This is a genomic window from Paracoccus aeridis, assembly GCF_004923205.2.
Classification (GTDB): Bacteria; Pseudomonadota; Alphaproteobacteria; order Rhodobacterales; family Rhodobacteraceae; genus Paracoccus; species Paracoccus aeridis.
On the sequence record NZ_SELD02000064.1, the window covers coordinates 39400 to 64753 of the forward strand.

The following is a 25354-nucleotide window of genomic DNA, read 5'->3' on the forward strand; positions in this document are numbered from 1 at the left end:
TGGGACTTGGTCGGCCGTCTCGGCGGGCAGCTTCGCGTGCTGCCCGGCGCCGTGATCGGCTGGGACCTTTCGGCGGCGCTGGCGCTCGGGAACGCGCTCGGCGTGCCGCCGCTCGCAATGGCCGAACTTCTTCCCGTGATCGAGGCGGTCATGGTCGCCAAGCTCAACGAACAGATGGATCACTCCTATGGCGGAAAAACGGGTTAGCGTCCGCCTCGCGGCCGTGGGCGGACGCCAGGTGCGCGCCGAGCTGGAGGGTGTCGGCGAGGCCGGGTCGCGCGGCTTCGGACGGCTGAGCCGGGAGATGGAGGCGGCGAACACGCGGCTCGCCGGTTTCGCGCGCCGGGTGCGTGTGGCGGCTGCAGCTGCGGTCGCTGCCGCCACGGCTGCCGGCGTTGCCATGGTCCGCTCCGGCCTGCAGACGGTGGATGCGCAGGCCAAGCTCGCGCAGTCCCTCGGCACAACCGTCGCCTCGATCCAGACGCTGGAGCGCGCGGGTGAGCTGGCCGGTGTCTCGATGTCCGGTATCGAGCAGGCCACCAAGGATCTGACGCGCCGTCTCAGCCAGGCGGCCGCCGGAACCGGCCCTGCCGCCGACGCGCTCGACCGGCTGGGGCTCTCGGCCACCGAGCTGATCGCGCTGCCGCTGGACCAGCGTGTGGGTGCGATCAACGCGGCGATCGAGAGCTTCGTGCCCGCTGCTGAACGCGCTGCCGTCGCGGGTCAGCTGTTCGGCGAGGAAGGCTCCATCGCGATGAGCCGGATCGACACGGCGACGCTGCGCCAGGCGACGGAGGACGTCCTAGCCTTCGGAGTGGTTGTCTCCGAGCAGGACGCCGACCAGATCGAGCGGACGAACGACGCCATCTCCCGGCTCGGTCTGATCTGGCGCGGGCTGTCGAACCAGCTGGCCGTCGCCGCGGCACCGGCGCTCGAAGCCGTCGCCAACGCCATGGCGGCGGTCGCCAGCCGCACCGGCCCGCTCGGCATCGCCATCCGCGGGCTCTTTGACAACATCGGCCGCCTGACGACCTACGCCGCCACCTTCGCCGCGTTCCTCGCGGGACGTTGGGTCGCCGGCATGGCCGCCGCGGCGCTCTCTGTCCGTGGACTCGCCACCGCGCTCGTCGTCCTGCGCGGCGCGCTCATCCGCACCGGCATCGGCGCGCTGATCGTCGGCGCGGGCGAGCTTGTCTACCAGTTCACCCGTCTTGTCTCCGGCGCGGGCGGCTTCAGCGAGGCGATGTCGCTGCTGAAAGACGTCGCGGTCGAGGTCTGGGAACGCATCAAGATGGGCGCGGCGGCGGCGGGCGCGGCCGCCACTGCGATGTTCTTCGACCTGAAGGCGGACGCCGCCTCCGGAATGCAGAGCGCCATCGAAAGCGTCGTGGCGTTCGGCAACACGGCGGCGAACACCTTCGAGGGCGCCTTTGAGGCGATCAAGGCGATCTGGGGCCTGCTGCCCGCCGCCATCGGCGATATGGCGTTCCAGGCGGCCAACAGCCTGGTCGACGGCGTCGAGGCGATGCTGAACGGCGTGGTCTCGCGCATCAACGGCTTCATTGGCGGGATCAACCAGGGGCTGGAAGCGCTCGGGTCCGAACGGCGTATCTCGCTGGTGCCCGACCTCGACCTCGGCGAGATCGAGAACCGCTTCGAGGGTGCGGCCAGTGCTGCCACGACAGCGGCGCAGACGGCCTTCGACCGGGCCTTCCAGGACAACCCGCTCACCGCGCCCGATCTCGGCCTGACCGAGGCGGCGAACAGGGCGCTCGAGTCCACGAACCTCTATCGCGGCGCCGCGCGCGATCTGGCCGAAGGGGCGCGCGCCCCGCTGGAAAGCTGGCAGGCGCTGCGGGATGCGGTGCGCGGCACCGACGAGGACGGCGCAGATGCTCTGGCCGAGGCCACGGCCGCGGCGGAGCGGTTCGAGACCGCGCTCGACGGCGCCGGACAGGCCGCAACCGATGCCGGCGCTGCCGCAGGCGCGGCGGCTGCCGCCGCTGAACCTGACGCCGAGGCGACCGTCACCAGCTGGCGGGCGGTCACGGCGGCGCTGTCGGATTACGCCAGCAAGGCCCGCGAGATCGGCGGCGACATCGGTCAGAGCCTCGTCGGCGCTTTCCAGTCGGCCGAGAACGCCGTCGGCCAGTTCGTGAAGACCGGCAAGCTAAACTTTCGAGACCTCGTCACCTCGCTGCTCGCCGATCTCGCCCAGCTGGCGGCGCGGCGCTTCATCCTCGGTCCCATCGCCAACGCGCTTTCGGGCGCACTTGGTGGCGCGGGCGGGATCTTCGCCAATATCTTGCACGCGGGCGGCATGGTCGGATCGTCCGGCCCCTCGCGCATGGTCCCGGCCATGGCCTTCGCCGCCGCGCCCGGGATGCATGGCGGTGGCGTGGCCGGGCTTCGCCACGACGAGGTGCCTGCGATCCTGCAGCGCGGCGAGCGTGTGCTCTCCCGGCGTGAGGCACAGAGCTTCGGCACGGGCGGCGGGATCAACGTCACCATCATGGCGCGCGACGCCGAGAGCTTCCGGCAATCCCGCACGCAGGTCGCGGCGGACATCGCCCGGGCGGTCTCGCTCGGCCGAAGGGGCATGTGATGGCGTTCCATGAGGTCCGGTTTCCGGACAACATCAGCCGGGGCGCGCGGGGCGGGCCCGAACGGCGCACCCAGATCGTCGAACTGGCGTCGGGTGACGAGGAGCGCAACGCCAGCTGGGCCAACTCGCGCCGCCGCTACGATGTCGCCTACGGCATCCGCCGCGCGGACGATCTCGCCGCCGTTGTTGCCTTCTTCGAGGCGAGGAACGGCCGCCTGCATGGCTTCCGATTCAAGGACTGGGGCGATCACAAATCCTGCCTGCCTTCGGGAGCACCGGCCCCGACAGACCAGGTGATCGGCACTGGCGACGGTGCGACGACGACTTTCCAGCTGGTCAAGCACTACGCTTCGGGCGGCCAGTCGTGGGTGCGAACCATCACCAAGCCGGTCGGGGGCTCGGTCACCATCGCCCTGAATGGCGCGCCGCAAGGGTCCGGCTGGTCCGTCGACACCACGACCGGCGTCATCACCTTCACCACCGCGCCGGGTTCCGGCGTCGCGATCACCGCAGGCATCGAGTTCGATGTCCCGGTCCGCTTCGACACCGACGCGCTCGACGTGACGCTCGACCTCGAACGGCTGGGCTCGATCACCTCCATCCCGCTTCTGGAACTGCGCCGATGAAGGCCCTCGCTCCCGCCCTGCAGGCCCATCTCGAAGATGGCACGACGACGCTTGCCTGGTGCTGGCGTATCGCGCGCGCCGATGGCGCGAGTTTCGGCTTCACCGACCACGACCGGACGCTCAGCTTCGACGGGACCGACTTCGAGCCCGAGAGCGGGCTCACGGCATCCGAGGTGCGGTCGGGATCGGACCTGTCGGTCGATGCGCAGGATGCCGAGGGGGTGCTGACCTCGGACCGCATCACCGAGACCGATATCCTCGATGGGCGCTGGGACAACGCGGAGGTCGATGTCTGGCGCGTGAACTGGGCCGACACGAGCCAGCGCGTACTCATGCGCCGGGGCGCCATCGGCCAGATTCGGCGCGGGCGGCTCGGTTTCGTCGCGGAGGTCCGCTCTCTCGCGCATGTGCTGGGCCAGACGGTCGGACGGACCTTCCAGGCGACCTGCGATGCCGCGCTCGGGGACGCGCGCTGCGGCGTCGATCTCGAGGATCCGGCCTTCAAGGGCACGGGCGCCGTGATCGACCTCCTGCGCGACCGCGCCTTCACCGCCTCCGGTCTCTCCGGCTTCGAGGCCGGCTGGTTCACCTTCGGCACGCTGAACTGGACGAGCGGCGCGAACGCGGGGCGTCAGACGGAAGTGCTGAGCCACGACGTCACGGACGGCATCGCTTGTCTGACCCTGCTCGAAGCGCCAGTGCGCGCGATCGCAGAGGGCAACGCCTTCACCATCCGTGCGGGCTGCGACAAGCGCATGGAAACCTGTGGCGCGAAGTTCGCCAACACCGCCAGTTTCCGGGGTTTCCCCCACATCCCCGGCCATGACGCCGTTCTCCGGTACGCCACGAAGGACGGCGGCCACGACGGGGGCGTGCTATGACGCCGGCCGATCCGGAGCGGGTGATCGCGGCGGCGCGCGCGTGGCTCGGCACACCTTACCACGACCAGGCGAGTCTCCGCGGCGTCGGCTGCGATTGCCTCGGTCTGGCGCGCGGGGTCTGGCGCGAGGTGGTAGGGCCGGAGCCGTTCCTGATCCCGCCCTACAGCCGCGACTGGGGCGAAACCGGCCCGCACGAGGTGCTGGCGGAAGGCGCGCGCCGCATGATGCCCGAGATCGCTCCGGCCGATGCCACTCCCGGTGCGCTGGTGCTGTTTCGTATGATGCCGCGCGCCATCGCAAAGCATGTCGGGATCCTGACTGGCCCCGACACCTTCCTCCACGCCTATGAGCGGCTCGGCGTAATCGAAGAACCGCTCACGGCAGCATGGCGGCGGCGCATCGCCTTCGCCTTCCTGTTTCCGCAACGCTGAGACCCCCGACATGGCCACCCTTGTTCTCGGCGCGGCCGGCGCCGCCATAGGCGGTTCGATCGGCGGCGCGATCCTCGGCGTCAGCGCCGCCACAATCGGCGGTTTCATCGGTTCCACCATCGGCTCGGTCGTCGACAGCTGGATCGTCTCGTCGCTGGCGCCGACGCAACGGATCGAAGGGGCGCGGCTCGACAGTCTGCGCATCACGTCCTCGACTGAGGGAGCCGTGATCCCTCGGCTCTACGGCCGGATGCGCGTTGGCGGCAACATCATCTGGGCGACCGACTTTCGCGAGGAGACAAAGACCACCACGCAGGGAGGCGGCAAGGGTGGCGGGGGCGGCAAGGTCAAGACTACTGAGTATCTCTACTCCGCCAGTTTCGCCGTCGCCTTGTGCGAGGGGCCGATCACCGGGATCGGGCGCATCTGGGCCGACGGAAAGCCGATGGACCTCTCGGGCGTCACCTGGCGCTGGTATCCCGGCGACGAGGCGCAGACGGCCGATCCGTTCATCGAGGCGAAGATGGGCGCGGCCAACACGCCCGCTTATCGCGGCACGGCCTATGTGGTCTTCGAGGAACTGGCGCTCTCGACCTATGGCAACCGGCTGCCGCAGCTGTCCTTCGAGGTGTTCCGCCCGCTCGCGGATCCCGACACGGCCGAGGGGCTGACCCGCGCCGTCACCATGATCCCGGCCTCGGGCGAGTTCACCTACGCGACACAGGCCATCCGGAAGACCGATGGCGGCGCGACGGTGCCCGAGAACCTGAACGCGCTGGCAGACTCCACCGACATGGTGGAGGCGCTCGACCGGCTGCAGGCGATGGCGCCCGCGGTCGAGAGCGTCAGCCTCGTGGTGGCGTGGTTCGGCGACGACCTGCGGGCAGGCTCCTGCAAGGTGCGGCCCGGCGTTGAGGTGTCCGCCAAGTCGACCACACCCGCCAGTTGGTCGGTCAACGGCGTCAGCCGCGCCAACGCCTTCCTCGTCAGCCGCGACGATCAGGACCGCCCGGTCTATGGCGGCACGCCGTCCGACTTCGCTGTCGTGCAGGCGATCCAGGAGATGAAGGCACGCGGGCTGCGCGTCACCTTCTACCCCTTCATCCTGATGGACGTGCCGCCCGGCAACACGCTGCCGAACCCGTATTCCGACAATGCCGCCGAGACGGGGCAGCCCGCGTTCCCCTGGCGGGGGCGGATCACCTGTTCGCCTGCCGCTGGCTTCGCCGGGACGGTGGACAAGACCGCCACGGCCGCAAGTCAGGTCGCGGCGCTGTTCGGCGCGGCCACGCCTGCCAGCTTCAGCGTCTCGGGCGAGAGCGTCAGCTGGACCGGCACGCCCGTCGACTGGGGGCTTCGGCGCATGGTGCTGCACTACGCCCATCTCTGTGCGGCGGCGGGCGGCGTCGACGCCTTCCTGATCGGCACCGAGATGCCAGGGCTGACCACGATCCGATCGGGCGCCAGCACTTATCCGGCCGTGCAGGCCTACCGGGACCTCCTCGCGGATGTCCGCTCGATCCTCGGGTCCGGGACGAAGATCGGCTATGCCGCCGACTGGTCGGAATACTTCGGCCACCAGCCGGGCGATGCCAGCGGAGACGTGTTCTTCCACCTCGATCCGCTCTGGGCCGATCCGGAGATCGATTTCGTCGGCATCGACAACTACATGCCGCTCTCCGACTGGCGGGACGGGTTCGAGCATCTCGACGCGGCCGAGGGCTGGCCCGCGATCTACGACCGGGCCTACCTGCAGGCGAACATCGCGGGCGGCGAAGGCTTCGACTGGTTCTATGCCAGCGCGGCCGACCGCGCCGCGCAGGTCCGCACCGCGATCACCGATGGTGCCGCCAGCAAGCCGTGGGTCTTCCGCTACAAGGATCTACGCGCCTGGTGGTCGAACGCGCATTACGACCGGCCGGGCGGCGTGGAGGTCGGCACGCCGACGGCGTGGACGCCAGAGTCCAAGCCGATCTGGTTCACCGAGCTCGGATGTCCCGCCATCGACCGGGGCACCAACCAGCCCAACGTCTTCTTCGACCCGAAGTCGTCAGAGAGCTTCACGCCGCATTTCTCGCGCGGCTGGCGCGACGACGCGATCCAGCGGGCGTATCTGGAGGCGACCTATCTCTGGTGGGGCGAGGCCGCGAACAACCCGCTGTCCTCGGTCTACGGCGGCCGGATGGTACACGTCCCCGAATGCGCCGCCTGGACCTGGGACGCGCGGCCGTATCCGTTCTTTCCGGCGCTGACCGATGTCTGGACGGACGGGGCGAACTGGCGGCTCGGTCATTGGCTGACCGGGCGGCTCGGCGCGGTGTCGCTCGCCGCGCTGGTCCGGCATCTCTGCCTGCGCGCCGGGCTGCCCGAGTCCCGGATCGACGTCACCGGGCTTTGGGGCGCGGTCGAGGGCTACGCCATCACCGCGCTCGAAAGCCCGCGCGCCTCGATCACCACGCTGTCGCGCCACTTCGGCTTCGATGCGGTGGAGACCGAGGGCGTGATCCGCTTCGTCATGCGCGGCCGGGCGTCCGTCGCCACCCTTGCGCCCGACGATCTGGTGGCCGCCCGCGAGGGCGACCTGCTGGAACTGACGCGAGGCCAGGAGACGGAACTGCCGCAGGCGCTGAAATGGCAGATCGCCCGGGCCGACGAGGATTACGACGCGGCCCTCGTCGAGGCGAGGCGCATCACCGTGGACACGACGAGGATTGCCTCGGAGTCCTTCCCGCTTGCCGTGCCGCCCGAAGAGGCCGAGCGACGCTGCCGCCGCGCGCTGATGGAGGCATGGGTCGGGCGCGAGACGGCGGCGTTCCGTCTTCCACCCTCGCGCCTCGCGCTCGATCCGGCCGACGCGATCCGGCTCGCGCATGACGGGCGGCCGGTCGATCTGCGGCTCGTCTCCATCGCCGACGCCGAGGCGCGCGGCATCGAGGCGGTCCGCCAGGACCGGGCGACCTACGATCTGCCGCCCGGCGATCCCCGTGCGGCGTCGCTGACCCGCGCCGTCGTGTTCGGCGCGCCGGATGCGGTGCTGATGGACCTGCCGCAGCTGACCGAGGACCAGCCGGCGCATCGGCCGCTGGTCGCCGCGCACGCCGTGCCGTGGCCGGGCGAGATGGCGGTGTTTCGCAGTCCTTCGACGGATGGGTTCGAGTTGCTGACCACGTTCGGCAGCCGCGCCCTGATGGGGGCGCTGGTCTCCGACCTCTACGCCGGGCCCACCTCGCGCTTCGACCTCGGCAATGCGCTGGTGGTCGATCTGCTGACCGGCACGCTGGAGAGCGTTACCGACCTGACCCTCTTTAGCGGTGCCAACGCGCTCGCCATCGAAAGCGCGCCGGGCGTCTGGGAGATCGTGCAGGCGGGCGCGGCCGAGCTGCTGGCGCCCGGTCGATATCGACTGACCCGGCTCCTGCGCGGCCAGCGCGGGACCGAGGGCGCCATGGGCAACCCGGCGCCTGCAGGCGCGCCGGTGGTGGTTCTGGACACCGCGCTTGCGTCGCTGCCCATCGCTGAGGCTGATCTCGGATTGCCTTGGAACTGGCGCATCGGCCCCGCGAGCCGCCCGGTGAGCGACGAGACCTATGTGGCGCAGGCCTTCACGCCCGCTGGCGTCGGGCTGCGGCCGTTCTCGGTCGCTCATGTCGAGCAGCCGTGGCGCAAGCCTCGCACACCCGGCGACCTGACGATTCGCTGGACCCGCCGCTCCCGTGCGCTCGCGGCCGACAGCTGGGGCGGGCTCGAAGTGCCGCTCGGAGAAGAGCTCGAAGCCTACGAGGTCGAGATTCTCGACGGTGCCACCGTGAAGCGGGTGCTGAGCACGACGACGACCAGCGCGGTCTACACGGCCGCCCAGCAGACCGCCGATTGGGGCGGTCCGCTCGACCCCGGCGACATGCTCGAGATCCGTATCTATCAGCTCTCCGCCCTCGTCGGGCGGGGCGCGCCCAAGACCGTCACGCTGACCCTCTGAAGGCCATCCCATGTCCGACGCCACGACCCATCTCCTGCTGCCCTACATCCTGGCGGCGCAGGCACAGAAGCACATCACGCACAACGAGGCGCTGCGCATCCTCGACGGGCTCGTTCAGCTCTCGGTTCTCGATCGCGATCTGGCAGCGCCCCCGGCGAGCCCCGCCGACGGCGACCGTTACATCGTGGGCTCAGGCGCGACGGACGACTGGGCGGGCTGGGACCTGAACGTGGCGCTCTGGACAGAGGGCGCCTGGCTGCGCTTGCCGCCTCGGACCGGCTGGCGGGCGTGGGTCGAGGACGAGGGGCTGCTGCTGGTTTATGACGGCGCGGGCTGGGTCGGGACAACCCCGGCATCGCTGCAGAACCTCGCACTGCTGGGGCTCGGGACCACCGCGGATGCGTCGAACCCGTTCTCGGCCAAGCTGAACGCCGCGCTCTGGACGGCGAAGACCGCGGCCGAGGGCGGCACCGGCGATCTGTTCTACACCATGAACAAGGAGGCCGCTGGCGACGATCTCGGGCTCACGCTGCAGACCGGCTTCGTGACCAAGGCGCTGGTGGGGCTGTTCGGGTCGGACCGCTTCCGGCTCGCGGTCTCCGCTGACGGCAGCACCTTCTTCGACGGCCTCAGCGTCGACAACGCCACCGGCATTGTCGATCAGCCCCGGCTGCCGCGGTTCAAGGCGTACACCAACTACGACAACTACGTGGGCGTTGGGACCTGGACGAAGATCGGCCTGAACAACACCGACTACAACGATCAGGGGGCCTTCGACGCCGCGAACAACCACTTCGTGGCGCCTGTCGACGGCACCTATCTCTTCGGCGCGACGCTGCTCTACAAGATCAACGCCAGCGCTTCTGCGCGGATGAGCGGGCGCCTCTTCCTGAACGGCACGTCCGAGATCCGCGGCTCGCGGGGCGAGATCAGCGGCGCGCATGTCTCCGAGGCCACCGCACTCTGGCTTCAGACGATGGTGGCGCTCACCGCCGGCGATACCGTCGAGCTGCAGGGGTATTTCCGGGTCGCGGACGGCTACTTCGCTGCCGATCACACGTCCTTCTGGGGCTGCAAGATCGGCTGAGCGGCGGAAGGAGGATCCCGATGTCACCACCCCGATCCGAAGGCTTCGTGCGGATGCCCGACGCCGAGTTCGAGGCGATCCTGACGCGGGCGGCCGAGGAAGGCGCGAAGCGCGCGCTCGCCGATGTCGGGCTCGACGGCGACGAAGCCGCGCTCGACATCCGCGATCTGCGCTCCCTGGTGGATTGCATCCGGCTGGTGCGCCGCACCGCGATGCAAACCGCCGTCCGCATGATCACCACCGGCGTCATGCTGGCGCTGCTCGCGGGCATCGCCATCAAGCTCAAGATCTTCGGCGGCAGCCCGTAGTCGCGCCCCATCCCCATTCATCAGCCCGCAATGACCCGCCCTCGAGGCGGGGTGAGCCGTGGTCTGCCTGACAGGCAGACGGGAAGGTCCAGTGGACCTTCCCAAGCGGCGAACGCACCGAGCCCTGCGAGGGGCCGGAAACTCGTTTTCGGAGGATCACCATGACCACGACCTTCCACCGCCATTGGCGCGACGTGCCGGAGAGCACCTGGCGCTGGCCGAATTTCAGCCCGGCCGAGATCGCCTGCCGCGGCACCGGCAAGCTGCTCATCAACGAACCCGCGCTCGACAAGCTGCAAGCGCTCCGCGACCGGCTGGGCAAGCCGCTGATCGTCCGCTCGGCCTATCGAAGCCCCGAGCACAACCGTGCCGTGGGTGGCGCCATCCGCTCCAAGCACCTCGACGGCGCCGCCTTCGACATCGCCATGGCGAACCACGACCCGGTCGCCTTCGAGGCGGCGGCGCGGGAGGTCGGGTTCCTCGGCTTCGGCTTCTATCCGCGCTCGGGGTTCATCCATGTCGACCTCGGCCCGGCGCGTCAGTGGGGCGAGCGGTTCCCAATCCGGGCGACGGCATTTGCAGCCGAGGCGCCGCCCGCGCGCGAAGTGCTGGCCGAGAGCCGCACCATGAAGGGTGGCGGGGCGGCCGGTGTCGCCACGTTGGGTGCTGCGGGCGTGGAGGTCGCGCAGAGCGTCCTGGCCGAGACCCAGTCCGCCATCCTGCCGCTCGTGCCGTATCTCGACACACTTCGCTGGGTGTTCATCGCCGTGGCGCTCGGCGGGATCGGCGTCACGATCTACGCCCGGCTCGACGACTGGAAGCGGGGGCGGCGGTGATCGCCGCGCTCCTGACCGGGTTCGCCGCCAGCTCGTGGATGCGGGCGGCGCTGCGCTACGGCGCCATCGCGCTCGCCGTGCTTCTGTTCCTGCTTGCGCTTCGGCGGTCCGGCGAGCGAGCGGGACGCCTCGCCGAACGCCTTGCGACCGCGGAGAAAGCCAATGATGTCCAACGCCAGATGCTGGAAGCGGCAGCTCGCCGCCCTCGTGATCGCGACGAGCTTGCTAAGCGGCTGCGCGACGGCCGGTTCTGAGACGGGTGGCATCTCTGCATGCCCGCCGGTCGTGGAGTACAGTCGCGGTCTCCAGGCGCGTGCGGCCGACGAGCTCTTGCTGCTGCCGGAACGCTCGGTGCTGGCGGAGATGATGAGCGACTATGTCGTACTGCGCGAGCAGGCACGGGCGTGCAGGGCCAGCGAAGATCGGCGCTGAGCTGCCGCACTCGGGGGATTGATTGTCCCTTATATCTCCAATATTGTGGAGACATGGAGAAGAAAGATACCTTAGCGGCGCTGGCCGCGCTCTCGCAGGAGACGCGTCTCGACATCTTCCGCCTGCTGGTGGAGGCCGGCCCGGAGGGCCGAGCAGTGGGCCGGATTGGCGAGGCGCTCGATCTTCCCTCGGCGACCCTGTCGTTCCACCTCAAGGAGCTGAAGCATGCCGGGCTGGTGACCGTCCGGCGCGAAGGGCGCTCGCTCATCTACGCGGCCAGCTTCGACACCATGACAGGCCTGATCGATTACCTGACCCGCCACTGCTGCGCTGGCGATCCGGCAGCCTGCGGGATCGCTCCCCTGACGGCCGCCGCCCGGAAAGAGACCGCATGACCACCACGATCTATCACAATCCCAACTGCGGCACGTCGCGCAACGTGCTGGCGCTGATCCGTAACTCCGGCGAGGAGCCGGAAGTCATCGAATACCTGAAGACGCCTCCGAGCCGCGAGCGGCTCGTGGCGCTGATCGCCGCTATGGGTATTCCGGTGCACGATCTCCTGCGCCGGAAGGGCACGCCCTACGACGAGCTCGGGCTGGACGACCCGAAGTTCTCCGATGACGAGCTGATCGACCTGATGCTGGCGCATCCCATCCTCATCAACCGGCCAATCGTCGAGACCCCGCTCGGGACCCGGCTCTGCCGTCCGTCCGAGGCCGTGCTGGAGATCCTGCCGACTCCGCAGCAGGGCGAATTCCGCAAGGAGGACGGCGAACGCGTGGTGGACGCCGACGGGCGCCGCGTAAACGAGAGCCCCGCCCGATGAGCAACGACACCTATGCGCCCACGGCCGAGGCCATCGCAGCGCCGCCCGCCGGCATCGGCTTCTTCGAAAAGTGGCTGTCGGTCTGGGTGGCGCTGTGCATCGCCGCCGGGCTGCTGCTCGGCAACGTGCTTCCAGGCCTGTTCGAGGCACTGGCCAGCCTAGAGGTCGCGTCCGTCAACCTCGTCGTCGCCGTCCTTATCTGGGCGATGGTCTATCCCATGATGGTGGCGGTCGACTTCGCGAGCCTGCGCCACATCGGCGATCGGCCGAAAGGGCTCGTGCTGACGATCGTGGTGAACTGGCTGATCAAGCCCTTCACCATGGCGGGCCTCGCCGTTCTGTTCTTCGAGGTCCTGTTCGCGGATCTGATTGCACCGGCCGATGCCCAGCAATACATCGCCGGTCTGATCCTGCTCGGCGCCGCGCCCTGCACGGCGATGGTATTCGTGTGGTCGCAGCTGACGCGGGGCGACGCCACCTACACGCTGGTGCAGGTGTCGGTGAACGACGTCATCATGATCTTTGCCTTCGCGCCGATCGTGGCGCTGCTCCTCGGCGTCACCGACATCGTCGTGCCGTGGGAGACGCTGATACTCTCGGTCGGACTTTACATCCTGATCCCGCTCGCCGCCGGCGCCGCCACACGCCAGTGGCTCGCGCGGGGCCGCCGGGGGACGGACGCCGAGACAGCGGTCGCGCGCTTCACGGCGACGGTCAAGCCGGTCTCGGTGATCGGCCTTCTGGCGACGGTCGTGCTGCTCTTCGGCTTTCAGGGGCAGATCATCCTGGAGCAGCCGCTGCTGATCGCGCTGATCGCGGTGCCGCTCCTGATCCAGTCCTACGGCATCTTCGCGCTCGCCTATGCGGCGGCCTGGGCGTGGCGCGTGCCCTTCAACGTCGCCGCGCCCTGCGCGCTGATCGGCACGTCGAACTTCTTCGAGCTGGCGGTCGCCGTCGCGATCAGCCTGTTCGGCCTGCAATCCGGGGCTGCGCTCGCCACCGTGGTGGGCGTGCTCGTCGAGGTTCCGGTCATGCTGTCGCTGGTCGCCATCGCCAACCGCACACGACACCACTTTCCGGCAGATGCGGGAGGTGCGCGGCATGGCTGACCATCCTGTCCCGATCGAGGATCTGCCGAACATCGACCCGGCCTCGCTCAGGCCGATCGACATGGCCGCGCTCGCCGCGCCGGGCGCGCCCACGCACCCGCCGCGCATCCTGATGCTCTATGGCTCGCTCCGGACGCGCTCCTACTCGCGCTTTGCCTCGGAGGAGGCGGCGCGCCTGCTGCGCTGGTTCGGCGCCGAGACCCGCGCCTTCAACCCGTCCGGCTTGCCGCTGCCGGACGCGGAAGACCCAGACCACCCGAAGGTGAAGGAATTGCGCGAGCTCGCGACCTGGTCGGAGGGCATGGTCTGGTGCTCGCCCGAGCGCCATGGCGCGATGACGGGCGTCATGAAGGCGCAGATCGACTGGATCCCGCTGTCGCTCGGCGGAGTTCGACCGACGCAGGGCAAGACGCTCGCGGTGATGCAGGTGTCGGGCGGTTCTCAGAGCTTCAACGCGGTCAATCAGATGCGCATCCTCGGCCGCTGGATGCGCATGGTGACGATCCCGAACCAGTCCTCGGTGGCGAAGGCCTGGGGCGAGTTCGACGACGCCGGCCGGATGCGCCCCTCCCCCTACTACAACCGCATCGTCGACGTGATGGAGGAACTCATGAAGTTCACCCATCTCACGCGCGGCCGCTCGGCCTATCTGACCGACCGATATTCGGAGCGGGTGGAAAGCGCTGCAGAGCTGTCGAAGCGCGTCAACCAGCGCTCGATCTGACCGCGTGGGCTATGGAAGGCTAGCGGGCTCCTTGGACTGCAGCGGAATCGTTCTCTGGCCGGGTAAATTTCTGGTCACGCTGCCTCGTAGCTCGAGAACACCTCTGTCGATCCGTCGCGGCGGATCAGAAAGACGTCATAGGCCTCGCGCTTATCCTCCGGACCCATGCTCGGTGAACCGTAGGGCATGCCGGGAACTGCCAGACCCACGGCATCAGGCCGCTCCTCGAGGAGGCGGCGGATGTCGGCAGCCGGCACATGGCCTTCAAGGACATACCCCCCAGCATGTCCGGTGTGGCAGGACATCATCTTCTGGGGGACGCCATGGTCGAGCTTGTGGCGGATGAGCAGGGTTCCGTAAAGTTCCTCCTCGGTGACATCGAATCCTTCCGCCTGCAGGTACTCGGCCCAAGCGGTGCAGCAGGCGCAGCCAGTGCCCTTGACCACGTGCACGGCCAGCGCGGCTTCAGCCCGCGCAGCGAAGGGAGCCACCAGAGATGCAGCGCAGGCGCCCAACACCAGGTCACGTCGAGATAGATTGAAATTCATTGGGTCCTCCTTATGGCGTACGGCTTTCGCCCTCGTTCTCAGCTCAGGGCGCGCCGGATTTTGGGAACGGCGTGCCGCCTGTCCTCGTGAAAGTCGATGATGCTCGCAAAGCGTCCTTCGGGATGGAACAGGAACACGCCGGCCGTGTGATTCATCGTGTAGTCTGCATCCTCTCGCGGGATCTTCTCATAGCGCACGCGAAAATCCTCCGCGGCCGCCCTGATCTGCTCTGGGTCGCCGGTCAGTCCGGTGATGCGGGGATCGAAGTTGCCGAGATACTCCGCCAGCACTTCCGGCGTATCGCGCTCCGGATCGACGGTGATGAGCGCGACCGTCAGGTGGTCGGCCTCGGGACCGAGATCCTCGAGCCAGCCGGAAATATCGATAAGCGTCGTCGGGCAGACATCGGGGCACCAGGTAAAGCCAAAGAACACCAGCGCCGGTCGCCCGACCCAGTCGGCCGGCACAACGGATTCACCGCGGTGATCAACCAGACGCCAGTCCATCGACGAGAGCGGCAGCGGCAGACGTGGATCTTGTTGTACAATCTCCCGATCGCGGGTTTGCCATGCGCCGAGTCCGAGCGTGAACGCCAAGCCTCCGGCAACAGCACCGAGACCGAGAATTACTGGGCGGCGTCGCATTCCGGCGCCTCGGCCCGCATCGACAGCACCTCGGCCAAAACCGTCAGATCTCCGGCTTCCTCTAAGGTCAGGGTGACAGGAAAGGACGCGCCTTCTTCCAGCGCCTCGGTCAGGCCCATCAGCATGCCATGGTAGCCCCCGGGGCGAAGCTCCACCGTCTGCCCAGCAGGCACAGGGACTCGCATGGCGTGCGGCATCGAAGCGATGCCATCCTCGACTGTCGTCTCGTGCAGCATCGGTTTTTCCGCAATTGGCGTCGAGATCGAGATCAACGCGTCGTCGGCTGCCCCCTCGTTGCGGATCATCATGTACAGCACACCCGGCCGCTGCGTCCCGATAGAGGCACGCGACCAGACTTGCTCCACCGTGATATCGCCTGTCGTGAAGGTCTCGCATGCTATGGCGGGGGGCGCGGCGATGAGAAGGGCCAGGATGATCGCCAATCTTTTCATTGTTTGCCTCACAATCTCGTCTGGAGGTCGGCCAGAATTTCCGATGCTGGCGTCCCGTAGCTGTACTGCCTGATCCAGTGGCCTTCTGGCCCGATCAGGTAAAGGGCCGAACTGTGCGACATGCTGTAGCCGTCGGGGGAGGCCTCGGCCTCCTGACGCTCGTAGAAAATCTTGAAGCTCTCGGCGGCGGCCCGCGTTTCATCCGCAGTGCCGGCAAGCCCGAGGATCGAGGGATGGAACGCCTCCGTGAATTCGGAAAGCCCCATCTGCCGATCGCGCTCGGGATCGATCGAAATGAACAGCGGCTGCACCTGCGCCGCGTCCTCGCCGAGCCCGTCCATCACCTGCGCCACCTCGGCCAGCGTCGTCGGGCAGACATCCGGGCAGTTGGTGAAGCCGAAGAAGACGAGAAGATACTTGCCCCTGAATTCCTCGTCCGTGCGCTCCCGTCCCGCAGCATCGGCCAAGGCAAAGCTCGGCTGAAAGGTCGCCGCTGCGACAGGCTCTTCGTTTCGCGCGCCGAGCATGAAGCCGGCAGTGCCGATCAGGACCAGCGCTACCGCTGCCCAAAGTGCGATCTGCAGTTTTCTCAACGTCATCTATTCCTTCGCCTCGATGCCATCGAAAGCCTTAGAGGCTTCGGCCTGTCGGGATTCAAGTTCTGCCGGCTCACTACCCGTTGATCTCGGCGATATGGGTATTGCGAGTGGATGCTGATTTTGATCCTTCGCCCCAGTGCCGAAAAGCGGCCCACCGAGGGACGCGCTCCCTGAATTCGTCGTATGGCCTGCCGAGCTCCTGGGAGAGCAGACGTTCTTCGCTCCGTATCTGAGTGCTCGCCGAGGCCCAGAACAGGAGAGCCGCCAGCGCCGTCGGGACAGAAGGAATGGCCAGGGCGATTCCGACGAGCAGCAGTAGCTGGCCCAGAAAGGTCGGGTTGCGGCTGATCCGGTAGAGGCCGCCGGAAACGAGCTCACCAACCGCGGCCGGATCAACACCCACTCGCCAGGACGCCCCCATCGACATCTGAGCGGCAAAGGCGATGATCGCGCCCAGGATGGCGAGAAGGTGTCCGGCGAAGCTCAGAAGAGGCAGCCCGCCGTCGGCCCAGAACGGGTCGGCGTTCTGGACTGGCGGAGATGCCAGCCAGATCAGTGGCCCGAGGAAGGCGATAGCGAAGGCGGCGCGAAAACCCGCAGCGGCCAGACGGTCGCGTCCGGTCGCCCGCCCGAATAGCCATATCGACCGCCCCGCGGCCCGGGCCGCCAATACGCCGCCCCAGAAGAAGAGCGCGAGATAGAGCGCAAGGACGGCGAGCGCCGACCAGCCGAACGGAGACAGCATCTCAGGTCTCCTCCGGATCGAAAGCGAGAAGCCGCAGCGCGTTCAGCGTGACGAGCACCGTCGCGCCGGTATCGCCGAGGATTGCAATCCAGAGCCCGGTGATGCCAAGGATGGTCGTCACTAGGAACACCGCCTTGAGGCCGAGCGCGATCACCACGTTCTGCCTGATGTTGGCCATGGTCGCCCGGGAAAGCCGTATCTTGCCGGCCACATCGGTTACCCGGTTGCGCAGGATCGCGGCATCGGCAGTCTCAAGCGCGACATCCGTACCGGAGCCCATAGCCACGCCAATATTGGCGGAGGCAAGCGCAGGGGCATCGTTGATGCCGTCACCCACCATCATCACCTGGCCCTTGGCAGCCATCTCGCGGATCGCAGCGACCTTGTCTTCGGGCATCAATTCGGCGCGGTACTCAATGCCGAGGCCGTCTGATATGGCTGCCGCTGTGCGTCGGTTGTCGCCGGTCAGCATCACCGAACTCACGCCGAGCGCCTTCAGCTGCTGGACCGCACGGGCGGCATCCTCTCGAGGCTCATCCCGAAGCGCGATGAGCCCGACAAGCTCGCTCCGGCGGAAGACTGCGACGACCGTCTTGCCCTCGTCTTCAAGGCTCGCCGCCCTCCGCCGTGCGCTGCCGTCGAGCACACCGTGCTCCTCCGCGAACCGTGGCGAGCCCACCCATGCCTGGTCACCCTCCACGACCGCCTCGGCCCCCCGGCCCGGGAGCGTTTTGGCGGCCGATGCGACCAAGGGCGCAATTTCCGCCGCTTCTGCGCGTGCCAGGATCGCCTCCGCCAAAGGATGGCTCGACCCCGCTTCGACGGCGGCAGCCAGCGCCAGCACCTCCGTCTCCGATCCCGAGATCGGCACCACGTCCGTGACGCGCGGCCGTCCGCGGGTCAGGGTCCCCGTCTTGTCGAACGCAACATGAGTGATCGCCGCCGCAGCCTCGATCACGGCGCCTCCCTTCATCAGGAGCCCACGCCGCGCGCCGGAAGAAAGCGCAGAGGCGATGGAAGCCGGCACCGAGATCACCAGCGCGCAGGGACATCCGATGAGCAGCAGCGCGAGCGCGCGGTAGATCCACGTATCCCAGGCTTGCGCGAACGCGAGGGGCGGAATGATCGCCACCAGCACCGCAACCCCGACGACTGCGGGCATGTAGATACGGCTGAAACGATCGATGAAGCGCTCCGTCGGTGCGCGGGCACTCTCTGCCTCCTCGACCAGACGAATGATCCGGGCGATGGTGTTGTCCTCGGCCGACTTCGTGACCCGGACACGCAGCGCCGCCTCGGAATTGATCGAGCCTGCAAAAACCGGGGACCCCGGCTCCTTCAGCTTCGGCACACTCTCCCCCGTGACGGCGCTCTCGTCGACGCCCGAAGTGCCCTCGATCACCTCGCCGTCTGCCGGGACCCGGTCCCCCGGGCGCACCAGAACGATCTGGTCCACTTGCAACTGGTCGGCCGGCATCACCCGTGTCCTGCCGCCGATCTCCAGGAGCGCAGTCTTCGGCACCAGGCGAGCGAGCGCCCGGATCCCGTCGCGCGCCTTGTTCGCCGCCACGCCTTCGAGAACCTCCCCGACAGCGAAGAGGAAGACGACCAGCGCCGCTTCTTCTGCTGCATTGATGACGAGCGCGCCGGTGGCGGCAATGGTCATCAGCATCTCGATCGTGAACGGCATACCCGCTCGGGCGGACGCCACGGCGCGGCGCGCGATTGGCGCAACCCCGATGAGCGTGGCGAGGACGAATGCCCAGGTCGCCACGTCCTGGGAAGCGAGCAGTTTCACGGCCCATGCCGCCGTGAGGAGGAGCCCGGTGCCGATCACCAGTCTGCCCTTCGCAGTTCGATACCAACGCGAACCGGGCGCAGGGCCGGTCTCGGGCTCTGTCGATGCAGTGTCGGGCTCGAGTCCTGCGCCATCCCGCGAGCGGTCCGCACGGGACGCTTGCTCGCCCTCCGGCAGCACGAAGCGTTTTCTGTCGGGGCTCGATCCTTTCGCTGCGATCCCGTAGCCGAGCCGCTTGACGATCGCCTCGATCTGGTCGCGAGGGGTCTGCCCTTCATCGAGAGTCAGCCGAAGCCGCTCGGTCATCAGCGCCACATCGACGTCGCTCACGCCGGGCAGGCGTTCGACCGCACCCCGGACCTTGCTGGCGCATGACGCACAGTCCATCCCGGAAACCGTCCACTCGTAGGTTGCACTGTCGCTCGCCGTCATCACGCCCTTCCACCCGCCCAGCGGGCGACATTGTATTTACTGAGTCGGGAACGTAAGGTCTCTAGTAGCTATAGCTTCAAGAGGCAATCTGATGCTCACCATCGGAAAGTTGGGTAAGGCGGCCGGCGTAAAGGTTCCGACGATCCGCTACTACGAGCAGATCGAGCTCCTGCCGGAGCCGGAGCGCAGCGCCGGAAACCAGCGGCTCTATGGGCAGTCGGCACTGGATCGGCTGGCGTTCATCCGCCACGCGCGCGAGCTTGGGTTTCCGCTGGACGCTATCCGGGACCTTCTGAGCCTCTCCGATGAGCCCGATCAATCCTGCGCAGCCGCCGACGTCATCGCGAAGAAACAGCTCACCGCCGTCAAGGCCCGGATCGCGCGGCTCATGGCGCTGAAGGCAGAGCTCGAGCGCATGATCGCGCAGTGCGCACAGGGCACCGTGGCCGACTGCCGCGTGATCGAGGTGCTGAGCGATCATTCACATTGCGCGCAAGACCACAGGACGTCCGGGGCCGCCGAATGACGGCGCTGCCGACCCTGGCGATCTATGCCGCCGCGGCTCTGGCGGAAATTACGGGCTGTTTCGCGATCTGGGCTTGGTGGCGCCTCGGCGCCTCAGCGGTTTGGCTGGTTCCAGGCGTTGCGAGCCTGATCGCCTTTGGCTGGCTCCTGGCGCAGATCGAATCGGCCTTCGCCGGGCGCGCCTACGCAGCCTACGGAGGCGTCTACATCGTGGCGTCCGTGCTCTGGATGTGGCTGGCCGAAGGCGAGCGACCCGACCGCTGGGATCTCACAGGCGGCGTCGTTTGCCTTGCGGGCGCGGCCCTGATCCTGCTCGCCCCGCGCGGCGTCTAGACATAAATCCACGCGCAGCCCTTGAATCTCTAGTGACTAGAGGAACTAGAACTGCCTCTCGGCCGATTCTTGGGCAGCAAGCTGCCTCTTTTCTGGCGGGGATCGAGTGGCTTGCGCATGCAGGGCAAATGAGGCCGCCTTGATCCGACGGCCAGCACGAACGGAGGCGAACCTGATGACCAAAGAACTGCCAAAGGATCCGGATGAACGTCAGCGCCGTACGCTCAGGACGGTTCTGCTGCTGAATGCGGCCATCGCCATCGGCTTTTTTGCGACAGGTGCATTGGGCGACTCCAGTGCGCTGATCGCCAACGGTCTGGACAACACCTCCGACAGCTTCGTGTACGCCATCAGCCTTTTCGCCCTGTCTCGTTCGGACAAATGGAAGCGTGCGGCCGCTAACGTGTCGGGGGGGCTGCTGCTGATCTTCGCGGCCGGTATCCTGATTGATGCCGTCCGCCGTTTCTACACCGGTTCCGAACCACTCGGCCCGCTCATGATCTCCATGGCGCTCATTGCCGCGGTCGTTAATGGCATCTGCATCTGGCTCCTTGGTCGGCTCGAGGATCCCGACGTGAACGTCCGAGCGGCTAACACATTTAGTCTCAATGACTTCATTTCGAACGGCGGGATTCTCGTCGCAGGCGGTCTGGTCTGGTTGCTGGGCAGCAATTGGCCCGATCTGGTGGTCGGTATCGCGGTCGCCGGCGTCGCCGCCTGGGGCGGTATCGAAATCCTGCGCGACGCGCATGGCGAGCACCACAAGGCGGTCCATCAAGATGACGGCAAGACTTAAGCGAGAACACGATGTCTCACGACCATGGCCACGCACATATCGACCCCAAGTCCGGCGACCGACGGGTTTCCATTGCGATCTGGGCGAACGCGCTTTTGACGGTCGCCCAGATCGTCGGTGGCATCCTGTCCGGCAGCCTCGCCCTGATCGCCGATGCGCTGCACAACTTCTCCGACATGGCGTCCCTCGTGATCGCCTTCGCTGCGCGCAAGATCGCGCGGCGGCCCGCTGACGAGAGGATGACCTTCGGTTACGGCCGCATCGAAATCGTCGCCGCTCTGATCAACTACACCACGCTGATCCTCGTTGGCTTCTATCTCATCTACGAGGGCGGCATGCGGATGATCGACCCGCCCCAGGTCGCTGGCTGGACTGTGGTCATCCTCGGCGGTGTCGCGCTGGTGGTGGACACGCTGACGGCGCTGCTCACCTATTCGATGCAGAAGGGCAGCGTGAACATCCGTGCCCTTTTCCTGCACAACCTGTCGGACGCCCTGGCATCGGTCGCCGTGATCGTGGGTGGCGCGCTGATCATCCTTTACGACATGCGGTGGGTCGATCCGGCGATCACCATCGGCATCGCGCTCTATATCCTCTACTTGGCTTTGACCGAGATCGGTGGGCCGATCCGGACCCTGATGCTCGGCAGCCCGCCGGACATCGACAACGACGCGGTTGTCGCCGCGATGCGTGGCATCGACGGGGTGGCTGACATCCACCACGCCCATTTCTGGCAGATGGAAGAGCATGCTGCTGCGCTCGACACACATGTGGTGGTCGAGGTGAATGCATGGGATCGCCTCGAGGACATCAAGCACGCGATAAAGCGGGCGCTTGAGAGCGAATTTGGCATCACGCACTCGACGCTCGAGTTCGAGCGACAAGATCGGGCCCACCAGAATGCTAGCCTCTATGGACATGGAGGAAAGGAGGATGCGGACTGATGCGAGCTGCAGTGTGGTAACGATCCCAAGATCGCTATAACGGAAACAATGACTTAGGGTGGAGAGGGTTGGATCTTAGGCCCATCCCCTCCGCCACTTGCCCTCGCGAAAGCGTTCTCCCGATCCGGCTGCGGCCGGATTTTCTTGATGTTTTCAAGGGTTATGCGGGTGAGGCTGTTAACCGGCCCACGCCCCGAAAGGCGCATACGCGTTCTCTCCGGGCCGATATTCTCCGGACCTGTTAACCGCGCCGGGTCTGGTTAAGCCGATCAAGGCCCTGATAATGAAGGGTTTTGAGCCACAAATCATTAGTAACCGTTGTGAAAGCCGTATCCATGCCGCAGGGAACTGGCATCGAACTTCGTGATGGTTAGGGCAAGTAATCGAATGCATCCGCGCTTTCATACAGAGCCTTGATGGTTGTCGCGGCATAGACCGACGCGCGCGTCGGGGCTTCCTTCAGGTCTAGAACACGGAACTTGTCGCCGATCTTCGCAACGGCCTCGATCCGACGATACTGGTCGCCGAAGCGTTCTGCATACTGCGCCAGCCCCTTGAGCTTCGGCATCGCGTCGCCAAACTGAATGCCGTGCGGATCGACGATATCGGCGGCGACGGTCCCATCGTCCTGCTGAACGAAAAAAACAAAGTCGGGCCTGACGATCCTTGGTTCGCCCCCCTCCTCGTAAATGATGCCAAGCGAGTCCTGGCTGGCGCGCGACGGGTTCCGGTACCACGCGACGGCTCCCGCCCGCGCGAGCTCGGACTTCACGACTTCACCTTCCCAGGAATTGAAGTCCTCGGGGAACATCCCACGCTCATCGCACAGCATGTGCCGCTCGAACGATGGCAGCGGGGTCTCTGAGCCGTTCGCCTCCCGGATCGTCGTCGGCTGCATCCAAGACGTCGGTCGAGCCAAGTCCACATCCATGGGGTTCGCGCTCATCTCCCGGATCTGGCGATACACGTCCTGACGCTCGTCGGAGAGGTTCTTGATGTCGACCCTGAAGCGAGTGAGCCATTGGTTCGCGAGTTTCTCGGCCTCAGCCTCAAGTGTCTCTCGGATACCGGGAACCAATCCCAGAGCGCCGATCGTGACGTGCGCATCGATGAGAGCGGCCTCCATGTCGTTCGCATCGCCTTCGCTCCGCGCCAGGTAGTCGCTGTACGATGTCGCGAGATCCGGACTGATCGCACGGCCCGCCCTGCGATATGCGTCTTCGATCACGGCGTAGTCCGCTTCCTCGAGAAAGTCGTCGAACGACATGCCGCCGCCTTTCAGGTCGGCCTTCAGGCTCTTGCCTTCGACTGTCAGGACCGATTTGCGGGCAGTCTCGATTTCCGCCTTGTAGCGCGCTCTGGCGCCATCGAGCACCTTGTGCATTTCCGCATGAGCAGCCTTGCCAGCGTCCTCGAGCAGGCCATCCACGGCCAGCTCGTGCGCCAGCGAGGTCAGTCTCTTGACTGGACGGGCATGCCGCTTCGGCAGGGATTGGGAAGGCAGCGAGAGCAGCTTGTCCCACACCGGCTCCGGGATCGAAGGATTCGGCTTCAACTCGACGGGGTTGATCAGCACGCGGCGACCCGGCAAGTCGTCGCCACCGTCCCCACCGGACATCAACGCCTTGGCAACGTCCTTGACCGAGGCTTCGTCGAAGAACGGAAGCAGGCAATCGACCGAGTTCAGTCGTTCGTTGCCCGGGATCCGCCGCGCCAGTGGGGTGCGCACCATGCGCCCCAGCAGCTGCGTGATGTGCGTCTTGTCCCGAGCAGGCCGGAACGACACCATGACTTCGGCGCGCGGACAGTCCCAACCCGTGCTGATGGCGTCCTTCGCGATCAGGATCCGGACCCACGTCGATTCCTGAACGCGTTCGGGCGAGATGTAGGGCACGGTGTGGCGGCCGAAGTTCTGGGTGGAGTGTTCCCCGAACACGTGCGCCACGGCATCCTCGGGCAAGTCCGGCCACTGCGTGAAGATGGTGTCGAGAGCCCGGCCGATGTCGTTGTGATCGGGCGCGTTCGGAACCTGCAGAACCAGAAGGGGCAGCACTGTTCCAGCATCGTCCTGCTGCTGGCCATAAGCCTCCCAGGCGGAGGAAATCTCCTTCAGCTTGTCGGTGCCGCGGCGCACCAGCACGGTATCGAACTGCCCCGCCTCCTTCGGCACGTCCAGGATGATCGTATCCTTCAGCAGACCTGATGCCTGGACCTTGGCGGAATCCACCACCACGTTCGGCAGGGTCGCGCGGCCTGTCATGTCGGTCATGGCGGCGTTGAAACGCTCGACCGTGGCCGAGATGCCCCAGACGACCGGGATGCCGGGGACCGGTCCCGAGCCGTTGATCAGCCGCTTGACGATGGTGGTCTTCTCGCCCGCGCCTGTCGCGGCGCGCATCCCGCGATGCGCCTCGTCGAGCACGAGGTAAAGCGTCAGCGCCGGGTCATCGATGGTGTTCTGGATCGTGTCCCAGATGGTGTAGGAGCGACTGTCGGGCATCAGCCGGATCTGGCCGTCCTTCTCGATCCCCTCGTCATCGGGATCGTGTCCGCGCACCAGGAGGCTCGACTTGCTCAGCTTCTGGGTGTTCAGGAAATAGACCTTCCCCGGTTCCAGCACCTCGCGCTGGAACGTGCTTTGCACCACCACAAGGTCCGAGATCGACAGTCTGTCCGACGCCTCGAGCAGGCGGAAACGTGACTGCTCGTTCAGGGACGGATCGTCGCTGAACCAGATCACCACTGCACCCGGGTCAGGCTCGATGTCGTAGTTGTCGTCGCCGTGGAACAGCGCTTCGAACACGGCCGCCGCCATGACGGTCTTGCCCGCGCCCGTGGTTGCCGTCAGCGAGAAGGCATGCTTGTCACCGTCCTCTCGCCAGCGACGCGAGGCCTTCTTGAGGTTCACCAGAACCTCCCGAACGGCTTCTTCCTGATAATCCTTGAGTGTGAACTTCATGGCTCAGCGGCCCATCGAAAAGCGGAAATTGGAGAGGTAGGACTCGTAGAGCCGCACCGGCTCGACGCTGTCGGGCAGTGCACGCGCCACCGCCTGGAACCGGCGGTCGTCATCTGTCACGACGTAGGCGATGCGCAGGGTCGGCTGGGCGGCAGCCGCGTCGCAAAACGCAGCGGCGCGGTCCAGGTCGACGAGCAGACCGTAGGTGTCGGCCACGTCCCAGCCGGCGGCGGGAAGATCGTCGATGCGGCGCCCCTCCGATCCGGCGCGCATCCACAACAGCGGCGCAATGCGCTGGAATGCGAGGTTGTGGCTGACGGCGACAGGGGCTTCGTAGGTCAGCGTGAAGAACTCGGCGTTCTCCTCGAACCCCTCAGCCATCGGGAATTTTTCATTGAACTTGTAAACGCCCTTGATGGCCTCTCCATCCGGCGTCTTGCCGGTGATGGCGGCGGCAATGCGAGGCTTCGTGATGTAGTCGCAGATGCCCAGCTTTTCCCACTCGGGGTCTCCGGCGCGCAGGCCGGCCTCGCGAAGCTCTGCCTGTTCATCGGCCGCAACCTCATTGTTTGTCACTGAGATGCATTGCCGTCGCCCCCCGTCCTGACGGTTCAATCGCATGACCGCATGGGCCGTCGTGCCAGAGCCAGAGAAGAAGTCGAGAATAATTGCCTGCGGCTTGGTTAGAACGTAAGCGTCCGGCCTGACTGCCCTGCCGGGTTCAGGGAGTGATCG

26 protein-coding genes are annotated in these 25354 nt (G+C 66.8%); 18 read left to right on the forward strand and 8 right to left on the reverse strand.

What is annotated here, in order from left to right; genetic code table 11:
• Nucleotides 1–6: 6 nt before the first annotated feature.
• The 14 genes from ELI80_RS14505 (at nucleotide 7) to arsH (ending at nucleotide 13844) form a co-directional block, all read left to right on the forward strand.
• Nucleotides 7–207, forward strand: a complete 201-nt coding sequence (locus tag ELI80_RS14505) for a DUF7697 family protein (protein WP_136653032.1) — start codon at nucleotides 7–9, stop codon at nucleotides 205–207.
• Nucleotides 188–2605 (forward strand): phage tail tape measure C-terminal domain-containing protein, encoded by a 2418-nt coding sequence (locus ELI80_RS14510; protein ID WP_136653033.1) that lies wholly within the window; start codon nucleotides 188–190, stop codon nucleotides 2603–2605. The genes ELI80_RS14505 and ELI80_RS14510 overlap by 20 nt, the downstream gene beginning before the upstream one ends.
• Nucleotides 2605–3231, forward strand: a complete 627-nt coding sequence (locus ELI80_RS14515; protein ID WP_136653034.1) for a DUF2460 domain-containing protein — start codon at nucleotides 2605–2607, stop codon at nucleotides 3229–3231. The genes ELI80_RS14510 and ELI80_RS14515 overlap by 1 nt, the downstream gene beginning before the upstream one ends.
• A complete protein-coding gene (locus tag ELI80_RS14520) occupies nucleotides 3228–4112 on the forward strand; it encodes a phage/gene transfer agent baseplate hub protein (RefSeq protein WP_136653035.1) in 885 nt (294 codons plus the stop codon). Before ELI80_RS14515 ends, ELI80_RS14520 begins: the two co-directional genes overlap by 4 nt.
• The gene (locus ELI80_RS14525) at nucleotides 4109–4543 is read left to right on the forward strand and encodes an NlpC/P60 family protein (RefSeq protein ID WP_136653036.1); all 435 of its coding nucleotides are present in this window, start codon (nucleotides 4109–4111) and stop codon (nucleotides 4541–4543) included. Before ELI80_RS14520 ends, ELI80_RS14525 begins: the two co-directional genes overlap by 4 nt.
• 10 nt (nucleotides 4544–4553) lie before the next feature.
• Nucleotides 4554–8519: a baseplate multidomain protein megatron gene (locus ELI80_RS14530; protein ID WP_136653037.1), complete on the forward strand. Its 3966-nt coding sequence runs from the start codon at nucleotides 4554–4556 to the stop codon at nucleotides 8517–8519.
• A 10-nt stretch (nucleotides 8520–8529) separates the two neighbouring features.
• Nucleotides 8530–9606: a DUF2793 domain-containing protein gene (locus ELI80_RS14535; protein ID WP_136653038.1), complete on the forward strand. Its 1077-nt coding sequence runs from the start codon at nucleotides 8530–8532 to the stop codon at nucleotides 9604–9606.
• A 53-nt stretch (nucleotides 9607–9659) separates the two neighbouring features.
• Complete coding sequence (locus ELI80_RS14540) at nucleotides 9660–9914, forward strand: DUF6127 family protein (RefSeq protein ID WP_111432025.1); 255 nt, start codon at nucleotides 9660–9662, stop codon at nucleotides 9912–9914.
• A gap of 161 nt (nucleotides 9915–10075) precedes the next feature.
• Nucleotides 10076–10750 (forward strand): YcbK family protein, encoded by a 675-nt coding sequence (locus ELI80_RS14545; protein WP_136653040.1) that lies wholly within the window; start codon nucleotides 10076–10078, stop codon nucleotides 10748–10750.
• Nucleotides 10747–11004 (forward strand): hypothetical protein, encoded by a 258-nt coding sequence (locus tag ELI80_RS14550; protein ID WP_136653041.1) that lies wholly within the window; start codon nucleotides 10747–10749, stop codon nucleotides 11002–11004. Before ELI80_RS14545 ends, ELI80_RS14550 begins: the two co-directional genes overlap by 4 nt.
• Nucleotides 11005–11235: 231 nt before the next feature.
• The gene (locus ELI80_RS14560) at nucleotides 11236–11577 is read left to right on the forward strand and encodes an ArsR/SmtB family transcription factor (protein ID WP_136653043.1); all 342 of its coding nucleotides are present in this window, start codon (nucleotides 11236–11238) and stop codon (nucleotides 11575–11577) included.
• On the forward strand, nucleotides 11574–12011 hold the full coding sequence (gene arsC / locus ELI80_RS14565; protein ID WP_136653044.1) for an arsenate reductase (glutaredoxin): 438 nt from the start codon (nucleotides 11574–11576) through the stop codon (nucleotides 12009–12011). Before ELI80_RS14560 ends, arsC begins: the two co-directional genes overlap by 4 nt.
• Nucleotides 12008–13120 (forward strand): ACR3 family arsenite efflux transporter, encoded by a 1113-nt coding sequence (gene arsB, locus ELI80_RS14570; protein WP_136653045.1) that lies wholly within the window; start codon nucleotides 12008–12010, stop codon nucleotides 13118–13120. The genes arsC and arsB overlap by 4 nt, the downstream gene beginning before the upstream one ends.
• Entirely contained in the window at nucleotides 13113–13844 is a 732-nt protein-coding gene (gene arsH / locus ELI80_RS14575) for an arsenical resistance protein ArsH (protein ID WP_136653046.1), read from the forward strand. The genes arsB and arsH overlap by 8 nt, the downstream gene beginning before the upstream one ends.
• 74 nt (nucleotides 13845–13918) lie before the next feature.
• Here arsH and ELI80_RS14580 read toward each other — a convergent pair whose 3' ends face one another.
• The 6 genes from ELI80_RS14580 to ELI80_RS14605 form a co-directional block, all read right to left on the reverse strand.
• Nucleotides 13919–14392 (reverse strand): DUF411 domain-containing protein, encoded by a 474-nt coding sequence (locus tag ELI80_RS14580; protein WP_136653047.1) that lies wholly within the window; start codon nucleotides 14390–14392, stop codon nucleotides 13919–13921.
• 38 nt (nucleotides 14393–14430) lie between these two features.
• Complete coding sequence (locus tag ELI80_RS14585; RefSeq protein WP_136653048.1) at nucleotides 14431–15036, reverse strand: SCO family protein; 606 nt, start codon at nucleotides 15034–15036, stop codon at nucleotides 14431–14433.
• The gene (locus ELI80_RS14590; protein ID WP_136653049.1) at nucleotides 15018–15488 is read right to left on the reverse strand and encodes a copper chaperone PCu(A)C; all 471 of its coding nucleotides are present in this window, start codon (nucleotides 15486–15488) and stop codon (nucleotides 15018–15020) included. Before ELI80_RS14590 ends, ELI80_RS14585 begins: the two co-directional genes overlap by 19 nt.
• 8 nt (nucleotides 15489–15496) lie before the next feature.
• Nucleotides 15497–16087: an SCO family protein gene (locus ELI80_RS14595; protein WP_136653050.1), complete on the reverse strand. Its 591-nt coding sequence runs from the start codon at nucleotides 16085–16087 to the stop codon at nucleotides 15497–15499.
• A gap of 73 nt (nucleotides 16088–16160) precedes the next feature.
• Nucleotides 16161–16832 (reverse strand): methyltransferase family protein, encoded by a 672-nt coding sequence (locus ELI80_RS14600; RefSeq protein ID WP_136653051.1) that lies wholly within the window; start codon nucleotides 16830–16832, stop codon nucleotides 16161–16163.
• A 1-nt stretch (nucleotide 16833) separates the two neighbouring features.
• On the reverse strand, nucleotides 16834–19062 hold the full coding sequence (locus ELI80_RS14605; protein WP_236641519.1) for a heavy metal translocating P-type ATPase: 2229 nt from the start codon (nucleotides 19060–19062) through the stop codon (nucleotides 16834–16836).
• A gap of 91 nt (nucleotides 19063–19153) precedes the next feature.
• On the opposite strand from ELI80_RS14605, the gene ELI80_RS14610 reads away from it, so the two are divergent.
• The 4 genes from ELI80_RS14610 to ELI80_RS14625 all read left to right on the forward strand — a co-directional run bounded on the left by ELI80_RS14610 (nucleotide 19154) and on the right by ELI80_RS14625 (nucleotide 21660).
• Nucleotides 19154–19588 (forward strand): MerR family transcriptional regulator, encoded by a 435-nt coding sequence (locus ELI80_RS14610; RefSeq protein ID WP_136653052.1) that lies wholly within the window; start codon nucleotides 19154–19156, stop codon nucleotides 19586–19588.
• The gene (locus ELI80_RS14615) at nucleotides 19585–19920 is read left to right on the forward strand and encodes a YnfA family protein (protein ID WP_136653053.1); all 336 of its coding nucleotides are present in this window, start codon (nucleotides 19585–19587) and stop codon (nucleotides 19918–19920) included. Before ELI80_RS14610 ends, ELI80_RS14615 begins: the two co-directional genes overlap by 4 nt.
• Nucleotides 19921–20095: 175 nt before the next feature.
• Nucleotides 20096–20716: a cation efflux transmembrane domain-containing protein gene (locus ELI80_RS14620; RefSeq protein WP_136653054.1), complete on the forward strand. Its 621-nt coding sequence runs from the start codon at nucleotides 20096–20098 to the stop codon at nucleotides 20714–20716.
• 11 nt (nucleotides 20717–20727) lie between these two features.
• Nucleotides 20728–21660: a cation diffusion facilitator family transporter gene (locus ELI80_RS14625; RefSeq protein WP_089389211.1), complete on the forward strand. Its 933-nt coding sequence runs from the start codon at nucleotides 20728–20730 to the stop codon at nucleotides 21658–21660.
• A gap of 370 nt (nucleotides 21661–22030) precedes the next feature.
• Here ELI80_RS14625 and ELI80_RS14630 read toward each other — a convergent pair whose 3' ends face one another.
• Both ELI80_RS14630 and ELI80_RS14635 read right to left on the reverse strand, forming a co-directional pair.
• The gene (locus ELI80_RS14630; RefSeq protein WP_136653055.1) at nucleotides 22031–24619 is read right to left on the reverse strand and encodes a DEAD/DEAH box helicase; all 2589 of its coding nucleotides are present in this window, start codon (nucleotides 24617–24619) and stop codon (nucleotides 22031–22033) included.
• 3 nt (nucleotides 24620–24622) lie between these two features.
• On the reverse strand, nucleotides 24623–25354 hold a 732-nt coding region (locus ELI80_RS14635), incomplete at its 5' end, for a DNA methyltransferase (protein ID WP_236641520.1).

What these genes read in the sequence shown, in the direction of transcription:
- ELI80_RS14510 (WP_136653033.1), top strand. Translation starts at nt 188, where the DNA reads ATGGCGGAAAAACGGGTTAGCGTCCGCCTCGCGGCCGTGGGCGGACGC.
- ELI80_RS14515 (WP_136653034.1), top strand. Translation starts at nt 2,605, where the DNA reads ATGGCGTTCCATGAGGTCCGGTTTCCGGACAACATCAGCCGGGGCGCG.
- ELI80_RS14520 (WP_136653035.1), top strand. Translation starts at nt 3,228, where the DNA reads ATGAAGGCCCTCGCTCCCGCCCTGCAGGCCCATCTCGAAGATGGCACG.
- ELI80_RS14525 (WP_136653036.1), top strand. Translation starts at nt 4,109, where the DNA reads ATGACGCCGGCCGATCCGGAGCGGGTGATCGCGGCGGCGCGCGCGTGG.
- ELI80_RS14530 (WP_136653037.1), top strand. Translation starts at nt 4,554, where the DNA reads ATGGCCACCCTTGTTCTCGGCGCGGCCGGCGCCGCCATAGGCGGTTCG.
- ELI80_RS14535 (WP_136653038.1), top strand. Translation starts at nt 8,530, where the DNA reads ATGTCCGACGCCACGACCCATCTCCTGCTGCCCTACATCCTGGCGGCG.
- ELI80_RS14540 (WP_111432025.1), top strand. Translation starts at nt 9,660, where the DNA reads ATGCCCGACGCCGAGTTCGAGGCGATCCTGACGCGGGCGGCCGAGGAA.
- ELI80_RS14545 (WP_136653040.1), top strand. Translation starts at nt 10,076, where the DNA reads ATGACCACGACCTTCCACCGCCATTGGCGCGACGTGCCGGAGAGCACC.
- ELI80_RS14560 (WP_136653043.1), top strand. Translation starts at nt 11,236, where the DNA reads ATGGAGAAGAAAGATACCTTAGCGGCGCTGGCCGCGCTCTCGCAGGAG.
- arsC (WP_136653044.1), top strand. Translation starts at nt 11,574, where the DNA reads ATGACCACCACGATCTATCACAATCCCAACTGCGGCACGTCGCGCAAC.
- arsB (WP_136653045.1), top strand. Translation starts at nt 12,008, where the DNA reads ATGAGCAACGACACCTATGCGCCCACGGCCGAGGCCATCGCAGCGCCG.
- arsH (WP_136653046.1), top strand. Translation starts at nt 13,113, where the DNA reads ATGGCTGACCATCCTGTCCCGATCGAGGATCTGCCGAACATCGACCCG.
- ELI80_RS14580 (WP_136653047.1), bottom strand. Translation starts at nt 14,392, where the DNA reads ATGAATTTCAATCTATCTCGACGTGACCTGGTGTTGGGCGCCTGCGCT.
- ELI80_RS14585 (WP_136653048.1), bottom strand. Translation starts at nt 15,036, where the DNA reads ATGCGACGCCGCCCAGTAATTCTCGGTCTCGGTGCTGTTGCCGGAGGC.
- ELI80_RS14590 (WP_136653049.1), bottom strand. Translation starts at nt 15,488, where the DNA reads ATGAAAAGATTGGCGATCATCCTGGCCCTTCTCATCGCCGCGCCCCCC.
- ELI80_RS14595 (WP_136653050.1), bottom strand. Translation starts at nt 16,087, where the DNA reads ATGACGTTGAGAAAACTGCAGATCGCACTTTGGGCAGCGGTAGCGCTG.
- ELI80_RS14600 (WP_136653051.1), bottom strand. Translation starts at nt 16,832, where the DNA reads ATGCTGTCTCCGTTCGGCTGGTCGGCGCTCGCCGTCCTTGCGCTCTAT.
- ELI80_RS14605 (WP_236641519.1), bottom strand. Translation starts at nt 19,062, where the DNA reads ATGACGGCGAGCGACAGTGCAACCTACGAGTGGACGGTTTCCGGGATG.
- ELI80_RS14610 (WP_136653052.1), top strand. Translation starts at nt 19,154, where the DNA reads ATGCTCACCATCGGAAAGTTGGGTAAGGCGGCCGGCGTAAAGGTTCCG.
- ELI80_RS14615 (WP_136653053.1), top strand. Translation starts at nt 19,585, where the DNA reads ATGACGGCGCTGCCGACCCTGGCGATCTATGCCGCCGCGGCTCTGGCG.
- ELI80_RS14620 (WP_136653054.1), top strand. Translation starts at nt 20,096, where the DNA reads ATGACCAAAGAACTGCCAAAGGATCCGGATGAACGTCAGCGCCGTACG.
- ELI80_RS14625 (WP_089389211.1), top strand. Translation starts at nt 20,728, where the DNA reads ATGTCTCACGACCATGGCCACGCACATATCGACCCCAAGTCCGGCGAC.
- ELI80_RS14630 (WP_136653055.1), bottom strand. Translation starts at nt 24,619, where the DNA reads ATGAAGTTCACACTCAAGGATTATCAGGAAGAAGCCGTTCGGGAGGTT.